The following is a 14,075-nucleotide window of genomic DNA, read 5'->3' on the forward strand; positions in this document are numbered from 1 at the left end:
TCAGCCCGCGACTTCGTCGAGCGCTGCGGCGAGTTCGACCACGAGCTCGCGGGCGAGGAACCCCAGCCCCGAGCGCTCGGTGAGGCGGTCGCCCGCGCGCGCGTGCGACCAGCTTCCCCAGGCCGCCGCCCGAGGCGGTTCGACGCCGCGCGCGGCGAAGCCGGCGATCGCTCCGGCCAGCACATCGCCGCTGCCGGAGGTCGCCAGCCCCGCTCCGCCGCCCGGCACCTCGCCCAGCACGCCGTCTGGCGCCGCGACCGTCCCGTAGCAGTTGACGACCGCGTCGAAGCGAGCCGCGATCTCCGCGACGTCGGCGGCGCGATCGTCGGACGGGTCGCGCTCGAGCAGGATCGCGGCCTCCTCTTCGTTCGGGTTCAGGATCAGCGCCTCCGGGAGCAGACCGCGGTCGATGTCCGGCAGGATCCCGAGCGCGTAGGCATCCAGGACGAGGCAGCGGATGCCGACCTCGGCGACCGCGAGCACCGTCGCGCGCGTTTCGTCGGCGTCGTCGAATCCGGGCCCGACGAGGACGGCATCCGCGGATTCGAGCTCATGCCGCACCGGGTCGGTGAAAGGATCGGTCGCGCGCTCGGGCAGGGCGAAGACCGCCGCCTCCGGGATCGCCACGCCCATGGGCAATTGAGTGGGCAACGGAACGACCAGGCCCAGTCGTCCGGCACCGACCCGCAGCGCCGCTTCGCCGGCCAGCAGCACGCCACCCGGGGAGCGGGTCGACCCGCCGACGACCATCACGCGTCCGCGCGACTTCTTCGAATCCCCCGGCTCGGGCAGGCCCCAGCCGCGCAGGAGCTCGGGGGTGATCTTCTCACTCTGGTTCGACATCACGACTCCCGGGGTGCACGGTCACGGGGGCGCCCTGGGACTCCAGATGGTCGACGGAGGAGAACGCCCTCAGCTCCCAGCCGGCCGGGCCGCGGACGAGATGGGTGACCGATGCGTTGAGCACCGTGTGCGACGCGGCGAAGTCCAGCAGCTCGGCCTCTTCGAGGGGGAGCAGCAGGTAGAGGAAGAGCATCACGACCGCGTCGTGAGCGACGACCATCGCGCTCGTGCCCGGTCCTTCCAGTGCGTCGGAGAGGAACGAGCGCAGTCGCAGTGCGACGTCCGCCCATGATTCACCGCCGGGTGGGCGGTGGTAGAACTTTCCCAGATGCCTCCGCCGGTCGGCTTCCTCGGGGTGGAATCGCTCGACGCCTCTGATGGTGAGCAGATCGAGGATGCCGAGCTCGCGGTCTCGCAGGCGCTCATCGACGGCGATGCGAGCGGCCGGCCCGCCCTCGCCGAGCGCCACCCCCAGGGTTTCGCGGGCGCGCCGATACGGTGAGACCCAGAAGACATCCACCGCGCCGCGATTCGCCGTCATCCACGTGCCGAGCGCGGCGGCCTGATCCCGCCCCGTCGCCGACAGGGGGACGTCGGCGTCCCGGATGTCGATCTCGATGCGATCGAGCCCCTCGAGATCGGCACGGGTGGCTGCGGCGTTCGCGACACTCTCTCCGTGCCGCGAAAGCCACAGCTCCCTCACCGTCATGACGGTGCCGCCTCGGATCAGGCCGGGACGTCGCCGCGCCAGGCGCCGGTTTCGGCACCCCGGGACTCGATGAACTCCTTGAAGTTCTTCAGGTCCTTCTTCACCGCGTGCGAGCCGGCGCCCACCAGGCTGCCGACCTTCTCGACGAGACCTTCGGGCTCCCAGTCGATCTGCACCGTCACTCGCGTGTTCGTGTCGGAGAGCTTGTGGAAGGTCACCACTCCAGCGTGCTCGGTCTCGCCCCCGGTGCTGTTCCAGGCCACCCGCTCGTCAGGGTGCTGCTCGGTGATCGTGGCATCGAATTCGCGCTCGGCCGGCCCGACCTTCACCTTCCAGTGCGTGTGGGTGTCATCCAGCTGGGTGATCGACTCGACCTCGTCGAGGAATTTCGGGAAGCTCTCGAACTGGGTCCACTGGTCGTAGGCCGTGCGCACGGGCACGTCGACGTCGATGGTCTCGATGATCTGCACCATGGGATGCTCCTTGCTCTGGATCGGATGTCTCTCCATTCAGCCCGAAGCAACCCGGCAAGAGGGGGGGCTTGACAGCCTCACGATCCGGGCCTGATTCCGAACCCGCCGCAAAGCACCCGGCTTACCCCATAATTGCTACATCAGCGGGATGGTCCGCTCCGATGCCGGTGGGAGGCCGTGATGCCGTTTCGAAGCATGAGTACGCTGCAGTCATGGCTGGACGAGTTCGAAGAGCTCGGCTACCCGACCGCAGGTGCAGCGAAGGTCATTCCGCAGGACGGTGACGACGGAGCCGACACCGGCCTGGTCGTCTTCCAGCTGACCAACGCGCCCACGCTGGCCTATCTGCAGCCGGAGATGTCGGCCCTGGAGTGGCACGTGACGATGGAGGCTCGGGAGGCACCCGCCACCATGAATCCCGCCACGGTGCTGAGCCTCGCGTACGAGTTGACCATCGTGTCCGCGCTCGGGTCCTTCCTGCAGACCAAGTCGCGCGACTACATGCTCCAGCAGCGGCCCGACTGACCGCGCGGCCGGCCCGGAGTCGTCAGGAGACCGCGAGCGCGGCCGTCGACGTGAAGCCGTCGAGGACGTCGGCCAGTCGCTCCGCGTCCGGAATCTTCGCGGCGGCGACCGCCGCCGCGAACGCATCGTCGAATCGCGTCAGCACCGACCACGGCTCGGTGTGCAGGTCTGCGGTGGTCGTCAGTCGGCTGACGCGCCGATCATCCGCATCGATGTCGCGACGCACCGCACCGCGTTCGACCAGTCGGTCGATGAGCGTCGTGACGCCGGCGGAGGTGATGCCGAGGTACTCGCGAAGGTCTCCGGGACGCGTACCGGCGTGCGCATCGATGTGCAGAAGTGCGCGGGCGTCGAGCTCATTCACGCCGAGCTGATGTCTGGCGGAGGTCAGGGCGGCGCCGCGCGCTTCGACGTACCGGTGCAGTGCGCCGCTGAGAGGTGAACGGCTCGACGGGGAAAGTGATGCCATCGTCCTCATCCTCCCCGCTCGCGTGTCTCTGCTGACACCGTAGCAGACTGTTAGAGATTCTTAATGTTCGGGAATTTATCTAAATTTCCGTACTAACTGCTAGAGTGAGGACGTCGATGGGGGTCGGCATCCATTTCGATCGAGAGAAGTTGTTCTGATGGGTTACCTGTTCTATGGAAGTGCCGATCCGATCGAGATCCCGGATCGCCTGCTCGCCCACCTCAAGGTCGTCGTGGCGACCAAACTGCGACGAAGTGAGAGCTTCACGCTCTCGTGGCGGCACACCGAAGACATTCCGGGCGGCCGCTCGACGATCTGGCTGCAGCCCTCGATCCCGCTGCGCTTCGTGTTCCACTCGGAGTCCGATTCGCTCGACCCCGCCCTGCTGGTGAGCTTCGCTCAAGCATCCAACTCGTCGCAGGGTCTGACGATCGAGCTCGACATGCTGGCCGAGCCGGCACTCGCGGTCTCCGACCTGGTTGCTGCTGCCTAAAGAGCGCGCAGCGTTGCCAGCAGCGGCGCGGCCGCCTCGTCCAGGAAGCGCGACTGACCCTCGTCGCCGACCTGCACGAGCGCGATGTCGGTGAACCCGGCGTCGAGGTACTCCTTGACCCCGGCCGCGATCTTGTCGAGGTCCGGTCCGCAGGGGATCGAACCTGCCACATCGTCGGGGCGCACGAACTGGCTCGCCGCCGCGAAACCCGCCGGTGTCGGAAGGTCGGAGTTGACGGCCCATCCGCCGCCGAACCAGCGGAACTGGTCGTGGGCACGATCGATCGCGGCCTGCTCATCGGGATCCCAGCTGATGGGGATCTGACCGATCTTGCGGGAACCGGCGCCGTGCGTCTCGTCCCAGCTGCTGATGAGGTCGGGCTGCGGCTCGACCGCGATCAGGTGATCGGCGAGGTCGCCGAACCGCTCGATCGAGCTGTCGCCCGACACCGCGACGGCCAGCGGCACGCCGTCATCGGGGACATCCCAGATCCGCGCCGAATCCACGCGGAAGTACTGACCTTCCCAGGTGATCAACTCGCCGGTGTGCAGCTCGCGGATGATGTGGATCGCCTCCTGCAGCATCGCCTGCCGCACCTGCACCGCCGGCCAGCCTTCGCCGATGACGTGCTCGTTGAGGTTCTCACCCGAGCCGAGCCCCAGGATGAACCGCCCCTCCGAGAGGATCTGGAGTGTCGCCGACATCTGCGCGACAACGGCCGGGTGATAGCGCATGGTGGGGCACGTCACGTACGTCATGATCTCGACCGACGAGGTGGCCTGGGCCACGGCGCCCAGCATGGTCCACGCGTGCGGTGCATGCCCCTGAGTGGTGAGCCAGGGCGTGAAGTGATCGCTCGAGACCTCGAAGTCGAAGCCGACCTCCTCCGCCCGTTGTGCGTAGCGAACGAGCTCTTTGGGTCCGCTCTGCTCGGTCATCAGCGTGTACCCGAATCGCGCCATGCTCTGCTCCTCGCCCGTGCGTTGTCGTCCTGGCGGTCAGGCTACGAGGGGCGGCGGTTCGGTCCGAGGGGGTTGACAGCGGCGAGGCCCCGACCGACCCTTGGCGGCCGCAGCCGAGAAGTGCCATAGCCCGCAGGTGATGTCAAGCCCCCCGTTTTCACGGAGATCTTGGGCCTACGGTGAGCCCGATCCCGTGGGCCGAAGAGCGCCCGGGATCACCCAGGTCACCATCCCCCTTCGACACCAAAAGTGCCGAGACGAAGACTCGGAGCACACCGTGACATCCATCGGATTCCTCTCCACCTTCCCGCCGACGCGCTGCGGACTCGCCACCTTCACGGCGTCACTGAGCGACGCCGTCGCGGACGCCGCCGATGTGACGCCGTCGGTGGTGCGGATCCTCACTCCGGACGAGTCGGCAGCTGCAGCGGCAGAGCGGGACGACCGGGTGGCCGGGCACCTGGTCAACGGCGACCCGCAGTCCATCCGCGAGGCGGCGGCGATGCTGAACCGGTCGGGCGCGGCGGTGATCCAGCACGAGTACGGCATCTTCGGCGGGCAGGACGGCGCCGAGGTCATCTCGCTGCTCGAGCAGTTGACCGTGCCGGCGATCATCGTGCTCCACACCGTTCTGCCGAACCCCAGCCCCCATCAGCGCGCGGTCCTTCAGTCGGTGTGCAGCCATGCCAGCTTCGTGATCGTCATGACGCAGCACGCACGCGAGACGCTGCTGAGCACCGTCACCCTGGACGCGCGGCGGATACGCGTGATCCCCCACGGCGCACGCACGCCGATCCCCAGCGTGCGGACCGCGCCGGAGGGCGCTCGACCCCGCCTGCTGACTTGGGGGCTGATCTCCCCGGGCAAGGGACTCGAGTGGTCCATCCGGTCGGTGGCCGAACTCGCGGCATCCGGAACGCTCGTCGATTACGTGATCGCCGGACAGACCCATCCCAAGCTCGTCGCCGAGCAGGGCGAGGCATACCGTGATTCGCTGATCGCACTGGTCGGCGACCTGGGCCTGAGCGACCAGGTGCACTTCGTCGATCACTACCTCTCCCCCGCGGCGCTCGACGAGCTGATCGGCGACGCCGATGTCGTCGTGCTTCCGTACGAGTCATCGGATCAGGCGACATCGGGCGTTCTGGCCGAAGCGGTCGCCGCGCGCATCCCCGTCGTCTCGACAGGCTTCCCGCACGCGATCGAGCTGCTCTCCGATGGGGCCGGCCTCGTGGTCCCGCACCGCGATCCGGTCGCGATGGCCGCTGCCGTCTCGGCGCTGCTCCGGGGTGAGACGCGCGGGACGGCGGGCGGAACGGCCGCCGCCGAACTGACCTCGTGGTCGACGGTGGGGCGTTCCTACGTCCGGCTTCTGGGCAGCCTTCTCGCGGAACGCGCCGCATGAGGTCCGCGCGGACCGCACTGGAACCGTCGTACGCGCATCTGACGGCGCTGACGGACGAACGGGGCATCTTCGAGCATGCCGAGTACGACACACCCCGAGTCGAGCACGGCTATTGCGTGGACGACGTCGCCCGCGCGCTGATCCTCGTGTCGCGCGAGCCGAACCAGACCCCTGGCCTCGCCGACCTGGCAGAGATCTATCTCGCGTTCCTCGAGGCTGCCCTCACCCGGGACGGCCGCTTCCACAACCGCATGTCACCCGAGGGCGTTTTCACCGACATGCCCGACACGGGCGATTGGTGGGGCCGCGCCGTCTGGGCTCTGGGTGAAGTCTCCTCGACCGCGCCGAGCCCTGCGCATCGGCGGCGCGCGGGGCGTGCGTTCGCCCGAGCCGCGACACAGCGCAGCGTGAACATGCGCGCCATGGCGTTCGCCGGCGTGGGCGCCGCCTCGGTCCTGCGCGGCCGGCACGACGATGCGGGCGCACGCGCGCTCCTGGGTGCCGCTGCCTCTTCGATCGGCCCCGGCAGGGGCACCCGGTGGCCGTGGCCGGAGGATCGGCTGCGCTACGGCAACGGCGTCATTCCGCAGGTGCTGCTGCTCGCCGGTGCCGGACTGGGGCGTCGCGATCTTCTCGAGCGGGGTCTCGAGCTTCTGCGGTTCCTGCTGGACGCGGAATCCGCCGACGGTCACCTGTCCGTCACGGGCGTTCAGGGTCGGGGTCCCGGGGAGCTCGGACAGCAGCAGTTCGATCAGCAGCCCATCGAGCCGGCCGCCATCGCGGAGGCGTGCGCGTCCGCGTTCGAGGTGACCGCCGATCCGGCGTGGCTGGTGGGCCTCGAGGCGGCCTGGGGATGGTTCACGGGGCGCAACGACGTGGGCATCGAGCTCTACGATCCCTCCGCGGGGGCGGGGTTCGACGGCCTGCAGCCCGCCGGGCGCAATGCCAACCGCGGTGCGGAGTCGACGATCGCCGCGCTCATGACGCAGCAGCTCGCCCGGCGCTACGGCGTGATGGACTGAGGTGCGACCGGCTCGGTCACTTCGCGCCCCGCGACGGTGAGCCTGTCGATCGCGACCTCCTGCATCTCGACCTTGCCGACCGACATCGCACCCTCCGGGGCCAGGACATGCACCTGAGGGCCCTCCACCTGCTCGGCGACCAGCATGATCCCCCCGGATGAGTTCGCGGAGTGAGCGAGATCCTCGATCCATTGGCGACTGAGCGACGGCGCTTCCGGCTCGTCGAAGACGAACCGCAACGGGATCGACGGATGCAGCCAGAGAGTGCTCCGGCCGGGCGGCTGGCCTTCCGGATGCTCCCACGACAGCGTGAAGCTCTCGCTTCGCCGCAGCTTCGTTGCGATCACGACCGTGAGATGCGCCAGCGCACGGTCTTCGATGTGAATCGGCGTGGCTGACCCACCGTAGAAGATGGTACCCACGAGGTCAGGATAATCCTCTCGCTCGTCGATCACCATGGCTGCGTGGGCGCGCGCAAGACCGCTCGCCGGTCACGCCGCACCCGGGCGGAGCACGACCTTGATGCAGCCGTCCTCCTTCTTCTGGAAGGTCTCGTACAGTCGCGGAGCGTCCTGAAGCGGCGCGTGGTGGGTGACGAGGTCCATCACACCCAGGGGGTCCGCGGGGTCCTCTACGAGCGGGACGATCCGGTCCGCCCACCGCTTCACATTGCACTGACCCATGCGCAGCGAGATCTGCTTGTCGAAGAGCGTCTTCATCGGCAGGATGTCCGCTTCGCCGGCATACACGCCGCTGAGCGAAATCGTTCCGCCTCTGCGGACCACGTCGATCGACTGGTACACCGAGGCGAGGCGGTCCATCCCGGCCTTGTCCATGAGCGAGCGTGCGACGGCGTCCGGGAGCAGACCGACGGCGTGCTGGATGAACTTCACTCCCGCATTGCCGTGCGCCTCGAGGCCGACGGCATCGACGACGGAATCCGCCCCGCGCCCTTCGGTGGCGTCGCGCAGCTCGCCGACGACGTCGTCGGTGAGATCGAACGTCTGGATGCCGTGGCGCTCGGCCATCGCGCGACGCTCCGGCACCGGATCGACGGCCAGCACCCGATGACCGCGGTGGGCGGCGACGCGGGACACGAACTGCCCGACCGGGCCGAGACCCATGACGGCGACCGTGCCGCCGTCGGGCACGTCCGCGTACTCCACGCCCTGCCAGGCGGTCGGGAGGATGTCACTCAGGAACAGGTAGCGGTCATCGGGCAGATCGTCGCCCACGCGGATGTGGTTGTAGTCGGCGAGGGGCACGCGCAGGTACTCCGCCTGACCGCCGGGGATCTGGCCGTACAGCTTGGTGTACCCGAAGAGGGCGGCCCCGCTCCCGTACTCCTTCACCTGGGTCGTTTCGCACTGAGACTGCAGCCCGCGCTGACACATGAAGCACATGCCGCACGCGATGTTGAAGGGGATCACGACCCGATCGCCCACCGAGAGGTTGCGCACGGCGGCCCCGACCTCGACCACGACGCCCATCGGCTCGTGCCCCAGGATGTCGCCGGATTCGAGGAACGGCCCGAACACTTCGTACAGGTGCAGATCCGAACCGCAGATCGCCGTCGAGGTGATCTGGACGATCGCGTCGGTGTCGTAGTCCAGCCGGGGATCGGGGACCTCGTCGACCGAGACCTTGCGCGTTCCCTGCCATGTCAGTGCTTTCACGTCACAGCTCCGTCTTCTGCCGGGTCGTTCTGGTCGGGGATCGGGATGATGGCGACCGGAGTGCCCGGGCCGACGAACAGCAGCGCCTCACGGGGCTCACCCTCGCCGTCGTTCACGGTGAGCCAGGCGCCGCCGTCCTGCACGGCCTGCTCGACCTCTCGGGTGATGTCCGCCAGCGCACGACCTCCGATGCTGTAGGTCTGGCCGCCGTAACTGATGTCGATCCGCTTCACGTCAGGCTCTCTCTCTCGGGCGCCGCGTCGAGCTCGGCCGGTTCCGGCACGATGTGCAGTCCTGCCGGCGAATTGGCCGTGTAGGCCAGAGCCTCGATCCAGGCCCTGTTCACGGCGGGCCGGCGGCTGCCGTAGAACTTGTACACGAGCGACGAACGCGGGTTGACCCACACCGTCGTTCGACCGTCGCCGATGCTGGTGTCGTCCTTCCACGTGAAGTGGAATGCCTCGCCGCGGCGCAGCTTGGCACCGATGACCATCTCGAGGTGCAGCAGCAGGCGATCCTCGAAGTCGACCTTCACCAGGCCGTCGTAGATGAACTTTCCCATGGTCAGTACTCGTCCTCGCCGTAGCCGAGATTGGCGTCTTCCATCATGTCCGGCCACTCGGCCACATCCGTCTGGAGCCGTCGTGTGCGGCGCTGCAGCTCCTCCACGAGCGACGCGTCCTCGATCTCCTCGACCGCTTCGGACACGGGCGTGGAGTAGAGCTGGCTGGCCGGACCGATGAGGAAGTGGGCGTTGCCGCGAGCACCCCCCTCGGTGAGCACCGGAATGCTCACGACGTCGGAGCTCTGCGTATCGGCGAGAGCTCGCGCGTACCGCAGGAGCGCCCTGCAGACATCGTCAGCAGTCAGCACGTATCCGCCCGAGTAGTGAAGTCGACGCATGTCACCACCATCTCCCGGAGCCGACCTGCGCCGCGAAGGGGTTGCCTCTCCCGCAGTTTGTCTGCATAATCGCCCGCGTCCACCGCAAGGCGGGGCCACCAGAGGGCGGCCCCGCCTGCGGGTTCCCGGGATCAGTACCCGGAAACGGTCTCTTGCGATCGGCCGGCCTGGTCCTTGACCTCGCCCGCCGCGGACTGCGTCTCGCTCTTGACCGCGTCCACGGAATCGGCGGCCGAGTCCTTCACCGCGGCAGCCGCATTCTTGGCCGGCTCCTTCAGGTGCTGGCCCACGTCCTTGGCCACCCCGGCCACCTCGTCGACCAGAGGCTGAGCCTGCTCCTTGACGTTCTGAGCCAGCTCCTTCTCCTTCGCCGAGGCGGGAATCAGCGACGACAGGAGCAGGCCCGCGCCGAACGCGATCAGCCCGACCGCCAGCGGATTGCCCTCCGCCTTCGCGACGACCCTGTCCTTCGCGTCGCCGATGTTGCTTCCGACGTCGTCGGCGGTTCCCATCAGCCGGTCGCGAACGGAACCCACCGCTCCCTTGACCTTGTCCGTCTGGCGCTCGACGATCTTCGACGGCGACACCTTGTCGGCGAGCGCGTCGACGTCTCCTCCGAGCTCACGCCGCGTCTGTTCGATGTTCGCGCGGATCACGTCCGGTGAATCGCTCATCGGTTCTCCTCATTCCTTCTCAGCGTTTCGGGTATTTCCTTCAGCGTCTCCACGGTCTGCGGGGCGCCGTCTACTTCTTTCAGTCGGGAGCGGCCGATCGCGTACAGGATCGCGGCGATGACCGCCCAGATGACCGCGACGATCACTGCGGACCACCCCAGGCTGTCGATCAGGTCGCCGAGCCCCCACCAGAGGGCGATCGACAGGAAGAACACGGCCATCAGGCCCGCGTACCCTGCCCCGCCGAGGAGGCCGGCGCCCTTCGCGCTCTTGGCCGCCGTCTCCTTCAGTTCCGCCTTGGCGAGCGCAACCTCCTGCCGCATGAGCGTCGAGATGTCGCGTGACACCTCGGCGAGCAGGTCGCCGAGCGAGGTGGTCGCGGCTTTCTGCTCAGAAGGAGTCGCGTCGGACATTCTCATCCTCCGTATACGCAGGGTCGATCCCATCGGCCGACTGCGCGTAGATGGGGGTCTCATCGATCACGGCGGCACTCGGCGCAACCACCGGCACGGCCGTGGGCGGCGCCCACGCGTCCGGCTGCGCGGTGGGGGTGCGGCCCACATTGCTGCCGGAGGATGCGGCGTCGGATGCGCTCGAGGCCAGCGCACGCGTGAGCCGTCCGACGAGGACGCCGGCCAGCGCCGCACCGAGGATGAAGGTCCCCGGCTTGCGCCGCGCGTACCCCTTGACCTCCTGAAGCAGAGAGCTCGGGTCGCGGTCGCCGAGCCACGTCGAAGCCGTCGAGAGGCGGCTGGAGACCTGGCGCACGAGATCCGAAGCCATACCGTTTGTCTGCGAGTTCGCCGCCATCGAATTCAGCTCGTCGCTGACGGAGCGCAGACCTCCGGCGATCCGCTGCTGCTGTGTGCCGGCCTGGTCCTTCAATTCGCGCTGGGTCTGCGCGTACAGGTCCTTCGCCTGGTACTTCGCTTCGCTCACGACCGACGAGGCTTCGTCCTTGGCCGTGTCGACGACGCCCTTGGCCTGCTCGGTGGTCGTCTGCTTCAGCGAAGCACCGTCGGGAGCTGCCGTGTCCCGCGTGCCGGGCGAGCCCATGGTGCCGACTCGCGTTCCCTCCGACACGTTCGTGTCATAGCTGTTAGACATCGTTCTTCCTTTCGCGGGCCGATCGAACAGATCGGTTGACGACCTTTTCTACGCTTGCTCGAGAGCCGCGAAACCCCCCTTGCAAATGCGCCGGACCTGCGTTATCGCGAGGCGGGGCGCGGCCGTCCGCGCCGCCCGAAAGTGCGAGAGGTTACGTCGGCGAGCGCGTGTTCGCAACCCCACTTACTCCCCGGTGGTGCATGAGTAGCTTTCGGGCATGACCTCGAATGCGCCTGAGCCCCGGCAGACCCAGCCGGCCACCGTCCCGCAGTACCGCGACGACCGCCCTGCTGACGCCGATGCGGCCGCATATCGCCAGGACGGCCTGGCACGCGAAGACGTGCTCGCCCGCGAGAAGGAGCGGTTCGGCGGGTTCAAGTTCGGGTCGGCGTTCTTCGGCTGGCTGACCGCCACCGGCACAGCCGTGCTGCTGGCCGCGCTGGTCGCCGCGATCGGCGGAGCGATCGGACTGAACACCGGCACGGTGGACGACGCCGCAGAGGCGGCGGCCGACAACCCGGTGGCGACCGCGGTCGTGAGCGGGATCGTGCTGGCGCTGGTGCTGTTCATCGCGTACTTCGCGGGAGGCTACGTCGCCGGGCGCATGGCACGCTTCAGCGGGCTGAAGCAGGGCATCGCCGTGTGGCTCTGGGCGGTGGTCATCGCCATCGTCGTCGCCATCGTGACGGCGGTCGCCGGAAGCCAGTGGGACATCCTCGCGAACCTCGACAGCTTCCCGCGGATCCCGGTGACGCCCGAGACGGCCACCCTCACCGGCATCCTCACCGCCGTGGGCGCGGCCGTCGTCGCACTGATCGGCGCGATGCTCGGCGGCGTGACAGGGATGCGGTACCACCGGCGCGTGGACCGCGTCGGCTTCGGCGCGTAACGGCCGGCGCCCCCGACGGACCTTCCGTGGCCAGGATCGGGACGTCGGGCTGGAGCTACGATCACTGGTCCGGCGTCCTCTATCCGCCCGGACTTCCCCCGCGTGAACGACTCGCCCACTACATGCGCGAGTTCGACACGGTCGAAGTCAACGCCACGTTCTATCGGTGGCCGCGACCGGCGAGCTTCGCCTCTTGGCGGCAGCGCCTGCCGGCCGGTTTCGAGATGACGGTGAAGGCGCCGCGCGGCCTCTCGCATGCCCGGCGGCTGCGGGATCCGCAGGAGTGGATCGAGCGGATCACCGCCGGCCTGCACGAACTGGCGGGACGCCGAGGACCCTTGCTCGTGCAGCTGCCGCCCACGATGGAGCGCGACGACGAGCGCCTGGAGAGGTTCCTGGCGCAGGTGCCCGCATGGATGCAGCCCGTGATGGAATTCCGGCATGCCTCGTGGGTGGTCGACGACGTGTTCGCACTTCTCGAACGTCACCGCACGGCCTACTGCGTCATGAGCGGAGCCCGGCTTCCGTGCGTCCTGCGCGCCACGTCAGAGCTCGTGTACGTCCGCCTGCACGGACCCGACCCGGCGGCGCTGTACGCCGGTTCGTACTCGCCCGCCGATCTGGATTGGTGGGCCGAGCGCATCCGCGAGTGGGAGTCGGGCGGTCATCGCGTCTACGCCTACTTCAACAACGACGGCGGCGGAAACGCCGTGCGCGACGCGAGAGCACTGCGCGCACGGCTCACACCGTGATCAGCTGTCGTCGTCGTGCTGCTCCCGGATGCGCCGGCCCTCGCTGACGTCCTTGCGCTCCTTCGCGGCGGCCTTGTCGCTCTTGCGCGTATCGCGAGGCGGCAGCTGGATCTCCTCCTCGGCGGCGATGCCGGCCTGCAGCTCTCGGCCGCGTTCGAGCTCCGCATCGAACTCCGCGCCGAAGAGCAGGGCGAGGTTCGCGATCCACAGCCACAGCAGGAAGACGATGACGCCGGCCAGGCTTCCGTACGTGCGGTCGTAGTTCGAGAAATTGGCCACGTAGAAGCCGAACGCGACAGTCGCGATCGCCAGCACCACGATCGCCAGCAGAGCACCGAGGCTGATCCAGCGGAACTTCGGCTGCTTCGCGTTGGGCGTCGCGTAGTACAGGATCGCGACGGTCAGCACGACGATGAACGCCAGCACCGGCCACTTCGCGATCGACCACACCGTCTGCGCGGCATCCCCGATGCCGAGCGCCCCGCCGACCGCATCGGTCACCGGCCCGGAGATCACGAGGATGAGGACGCAGATGAGCACCAGGACGATCGAGATGATCGTCACGAGAAGCTGGGCGGGCTTGAGCTTCCAGAACGGGCGCCCCTCCTCGATCTCGTAGATGCGGTTCATCGCCCGGCTGAAGGCGCCGATGTAACCCGAAGCCGACCAGATGGCCAGCAGCACACCGGTGACCAGGGCCAACCCGGCTGCCGGCGAGCTCGCCATCTGCTCGATGGGACCGCGAATGGCCTTGGCGGTGTCGCCCGGCGCCACCTGTCCGATGATCTCGAGCACCGCATCGCTCGCAGCCTGCCCCTGGCCGACGATGCCCAGCAGCGAGAAGATCGCCACCAGCCCCGGAAAGATCGACAGCACCGAGTAGTACGTCAACGCCGCCGCGATGTCGGTGCACTGGTCGGACGAGAACTCGCGGAAGGTCTTGCCGAACACGTACTTCCACGAGCGCTTCTCGAGATCGTCCGGCGAATCGGGCTTGCCGGACGACTCCGGATCGGGGGCGGCGCCGTCTCGGCGGTTCTGTGTTGCGGTGTCGGTGCTCATTTCGCGCTCCTGGCCTGGGGGACGGGCGGTGACGGTCATACCGTCGGGGACGATCCGGCGGACCGGACGAGAATTCTCACGCGCGGCTCGACCGCGCGAGTGGGCCTTGCC

At 68.3% G+C, this 14,075-nt stretch carries 19 protein-coding genes and 1 pseudogene; 6 read left to right on the plus strand and 14 right to left on the minus strand.

Annotated features, from left to right (window positions below; translation table 11 throughout):
• Genes RWQ91_RS13055 through RWQ91_RS13065 form a run of 3 tightly spaced genes read right to left on the minus strand, consistent with a single transcriptional unit; the run spans position 1 to position 2,025 of the window.
• The gene (locus tag RWQ91_RS13055; RefSeq protein WP_314506743.1) at positions 1-843 is read right to left on the minus strand and encodes an ADP/ATP-dependent (S)-NAD(P)H-hydrate dehydratase; all 843 of its coding nucleotides are present in this window, start codon (positions 841-843) and stop codon (positions 1-3) included.
• Positions 827-1,552 (minus strand): histidine phosphatase family protein, encoded by a 726-nt coding sequence (locus tag RWQ91_RS13060; RefSeq protein WP_314506745.1) that lies wholly within the window; start codon positions 1,550-1,552, stop codon positions 827-829. The genes RWQ91_RS13055 and RWQ91_RS13060 overlap by 17 nt, the downstream gene beginning before the upstream one ends.
• A 17-nt stretch (positions 1,553-1,569) precedes the next feature.
• Positions 1,570-2,025, minus strand: a complete 456-nt coding sequence (locus RWQ91_RS13065) for an SRPBCC family protein (protein ID WP_314506747.1) — start codon at positions 2,023-2,025, stop codon at positions 1,570-1,572.
• A 195-nt stretch (positions 2,026-2,220) separates the two neighbouring features.
• Here RWQ91_RS13065 and RWQ91_RS13070 point away from each other — a divergent pair, with 195 nt between their 5' ends.
• A complete protein-coding gene (locus tag RWQ91_RS13070) occupies positions 2,221-2,550 on the plus strand; it encodes a hypothetical protein (protein ID WP_314506749.1) in 330 nt (109 codons plus the stop codon).
• 22 nt (positions 2,551-2,572) lie between these two features.
• On the opposite strand, the gene RWQ91_RS13075 is transcribed toward RWQ91_RS13070, so the two are convergent.
• Positions 2,573-3,019: a helix-turn-helix domain-containing protein gene (locus RWQ91_RS13075; protein ID WP_314506751.1), complete on the minus strand. Its 447-nt coding sequence runs from the start codon at positions 3,017-3,019 to the stop codon at positions 2,573-2,575.
• Positions 3,020-3,176: 157 nt separating this feature from the next.
• On the opposite strand from RWQ91_RS13075, the gene RWQ91_RS13080 reads away from it, so the two are divergent.
• On the plus strand, positions 3,177-3,512 hold the full coding sequence (locus tag RWQ91_RS13080; RefSeq protein ID WP_314506753.1) for a hypothetical protein: 336 nt from the start codon (positions 3,177-3,179) through the stop codon (positions 3,510-3,512).
• Here RWQ91_RS13080 and RWQ91_RS13085 read toward each other — a convergent pair.
• Positions 3,509-4,474, minus strand: a complete 966-nt coding sequence (locus RWQ91_RS13085; protein WP_314506755.1) for an LLM class F420-dependent oxidoreductase — start codon at positions 4,472-4,474, stop codon at positions 3,509-3,511. The two genes, RWQ91_RS13080 and RWQ91_RS13085, sit on opposite strands and share 4 nt — an antisense overlap.
• A 277-nt stretch (positions 4,475-4,751) precedes the next feature.
• Here RWQ91_RS13085 and RWQ91_RS13090 point away from each other — a divergent pair, with 277 nt between their 5' ends.
• Together RWQ91_RS13090 and RWQ91_RS13095 are read left to right on the plus strand one after the other, a co-directional pair.
• The gene (locus RWQ91_RS13090; protein ID WP_314506757.1) at positions 4,752-5,879 is read left to right on the plus strand and encodes a glycosyltransferase; all 1,128 of its coding nucleotides are present in this window, start codon (positions 4,752-4,754) and stop codon (positions 5,877-5,879) included.
• A complete protein-coding gene (locus RWQ91_RS13095) occupies positions 5,876-6,901 on the plus strand; it encodes a glycosyltransferase (protein ID WP_314506760.1) in 1,026 nt (341 codons plus the stop codon). Before RWQ91_RS13090 ends, RWQ91_RS13095 begins: the two co-directional genes overlap by 4 nt.
• Positions 6,902-7,017: 116 nt before the next feature.
• Here the strand turns inward: RWQ91_RS13095 and RWQ91_RS13100 are convergent.
• From RWQ91_RS13100 to RWQ91_RS13135, 8 genes and pseudogenes are all read right to left on the minus strand, one after another.
• A pseudogene (locus RWQ91_RS13100) lies at positions 7,018-7,323 on the minus strand (hypothetical protein); the annotation flags it as partial.
• Positions 7,324-7,392: 69 nt separating this feature from the next.
• The gene (locus tag RWQ91_RS13105; RefSeq protein WP_314506763.1) at positions 7,393-8,577 is read right to left on the minus strand and encodes an alcohol dehydrogenase catalytic domain-containing protein; all 1,185 of its coding nucleotides are present in this window, start codon (positions 8,575-8,577) and stop codon (positions 7,393-7,395) included.
• The gene (locus RWQ91_RS13110) at positions 8,574-8,810 is read right to left on the minus strand and encodes a hypothetical protein (protein WP_314506766.1); all 237 of its coding nucleotides are present in this window, start codon (positions 8,808-8,810) and stop codon (positions 8,574-8,576) included. Before RWQ91_RS13110 ends, RWQ91_RS13105 begins: the two co-directional genes overlap by 4 nt.
• Positions 8,807-9,139, minus strand: a complete 333-nt coding sequence (locus RWQ91_RS13115) for an ATP-dependent DNA ligase (protein ID WP_314506768.1) — start codon at positions 9,137-9,139, stop codon at positions 8,807-8,809. The genes RWQ91_RS13110 and RWQ91_RS13115 overlap by 4 nt, the downstream gene beginning before the upstream one ends.
• Before the next feature lie 2 nt (positions 9,140-9,141).
• Entirely contained in the window at positions 9,142-9,480 is a 339-nt protein-coding gene (locus RWQ91_RS13120; RefSeq protein ID WP_314506771.1) for a hypothetical protein, read from the minus strand.
• A gap of 131 nt (positions 9,481-9,611) precedes the next feature.
• Entirely contained in the window at positions 9,612-10,154 is a 543-nt protein-coding gene (locus RWQ91_RS13125; RefSeq protein ID WP_314506774.1) for a DUF3618 domain-containing protein, read from the minus strand.
• A complete protein-coding gene (locus RWQ91_RS13130) occupies positions 10,151-10,567 on the minus strand; it encodes a phage holin family protein (protein ID WP_314506777.1) in 417 nt (138 codons plus the stop codon). The genes RWQ91_RS13125 and RWQ91_RS13130 overlap by 4 nt, the downstream gene beginning before the upstream one ends.
• Entirely contained in the window at positions 10,545-11,261 is a 717-nt protein-coding gene (locus tag RWQ91_RS13135) for a hypothetical protein (RefSeq protein ID WP_314506779.1), read from the minus strand. Before RWQ91_RS13135 ends, RWQ91_RS13130 begins: the two co-directional genes overlap by 23 nt.
• Before the next feature lie 217 nt (positions 11,262-11,478).
• Between RWQ91_RS13135 and RWQ91_RS13140 the strand changes: the two genes are divergently transcribed.
• Together RWQ91_RS13140 and RWQ91_RS13145 are read left to right on the plus strand one after the other, a co-directional pair.
• Positions 11,479-12,150 carry a hypothetical protein gene (locus tag RWQ91_RS13140; protein ID WP_314506782.1) on the plus strand — a complete coding sequence of 224 codons (672 nt, stop codon included), beginning with the start codon at positions 11,479-11,481 and terminating at the stop codon, positions 12,148-12,150.
• A 26-nt stretch (positions 12,151-12,176) separates the two neighbouring features.
• Entirely contained in the window at positions 12,177-12,902 is a 726-nt protein-coding gene (locus RWQ91_RS13145; protein WP_314506786.1) for a DUF72 domain-containing protein, read from the plus strand.
• Here RWQ91_RS13145 and RWQ91_RS13150 read toward each other — a convergent pair whose 3' ends face one another.
• Positions 12,903-13,964 (minus strand): YihY/virulence factor BrkB family protein, encoded by a 1,062-nt coding sequence (locus RWQ91_RS13150; RefSeq protein ID WP_314506787.1) that lies wholly within the window; start codon positions 13,962-13,964, stop codon positions 12,903-12,905.
• Positions 13,965-14,075 lie beyond the last annotated feature (111 nt).

Source organism: uncultured Microbacterium sp. (genome assembly GCF_963524805.1).
Taxonomy (GTDB): Bacteria; Actinomycetota; Actinomycetes; order Actinomycetales; family Microbacteriaceae; genus Microbacterium.

Excerpts from the sequence above, each read along its gene's own strand:
- RWQ91_RS13125 (WP_314506774.1), bottom strand. The coding sequence starts at position 10,154 with ATGAGCGATTCACCGGACGTGATCCGCGCGAACATCGAACAGACGCGG.
- RWQ91_RS13120 (WP_314506771.1), bottom strand. The coding sequence starts at position 9,480 with ATGCGTCGACTTCACTACTCGGGCGGATACGTGCTGACTGCTGACGAT.
- RWQ91_RS13060 (WP_314506745.1), bottom strand. The coding sequence starts at position 1,552 with ATGACGGTGAGGGAGCTGTGGCTTTCGCGGCACGGAGAGAGTGTCGCG.
- RWQ91_RS13065 (WP_314506747.1), bottom strand. The coding sequence starts at position 2,025 with ATGGTGCAGATCATCGAGACCATCGACGTCGACGTGCCCGTGCGCACG.
- RWQ91_RS13140 (WP_314506782.1), top strand. The coding sequence starts at position 11,479 with ATGACCTCGAATGCGCCTGAGCCCCGGCAGACCCAGCCGGCCACCGTC.
- RWQ91_RS13080 (WP_314506753.1), top strand. The coding sequence starts at position 3,177 with ATGGGTTACCTGTTCTATGGAAGTGCCGATCCGATCGAGATCCCGGAT.
- RWQ91_RS13085 (WP_314506755.1), bottom strand. The coding sequence starts at position 4,474 with ATGGCGCGATTCGGGTACACGCTGATGACCGAGCAGAGCGGACCCAAA.
- RWQ91_RS13070 (WP_314506749.1), top strand. The coding sequence starts at position 2,221 with ATGAGTACGCTGCAGTCATGGCTGGACGAGTTCGAAGAGCTCGGCTAC.
- RWQ91_RS13130 (WP_314506777.1), bottom strand. The coding sequence starts at position 10,567 with ATGTCCGACGCGACTCCTTCTGAGCAGAAAGCCGCGACCACCTCGCTC.
- RWQ91_RS13075 (WP_314506751.1), bottom strand. The coding sequence starts at position 3,019 with ATGGCATCACTTTCCCCGTCGAGCCGTTCACCTCTCAGCGGCGCACTG.
- RWQ91_RS13135 (WP_314506779.1), bottom strand. The coding sequence starts at position 11,261 with ATGTCTAACAGCTATGACACGAACGTGTCGGAGGGAACGCGAGTCGGC.
- RWQ91_RS13095 (WP_314506760.1), top strand. The coding sequence starts at position 5,876 with ATGAGGTCCGCGCGGACCGCACTGGAACCGTCGTACGCGCATCTGACG.
- RWQ91_RS13055 (WP_314506743.1), bottom strand. The coding sequence starts at position 843 with ATGTCGAACCAGAGTGAGAAGATCACCCCCGAGCTCCTGCGCGGCTGG.
- RWQ91_RS13150 (WP_314506787.1), bottom strand. The coding sequence starts at position 13,964 with ATGAGCACCGACACCGCAACACAGAACCGCCGAGACGGCGCCGCCCCC.
- RWQ91_RS13115 (WP_314506768.1), bottom strand. The coding sequence starts at position 9,139 with ATGGGAAAGTTCATCTACGACGGCCTGGTGAAGGTCGACTTCGAGGAT.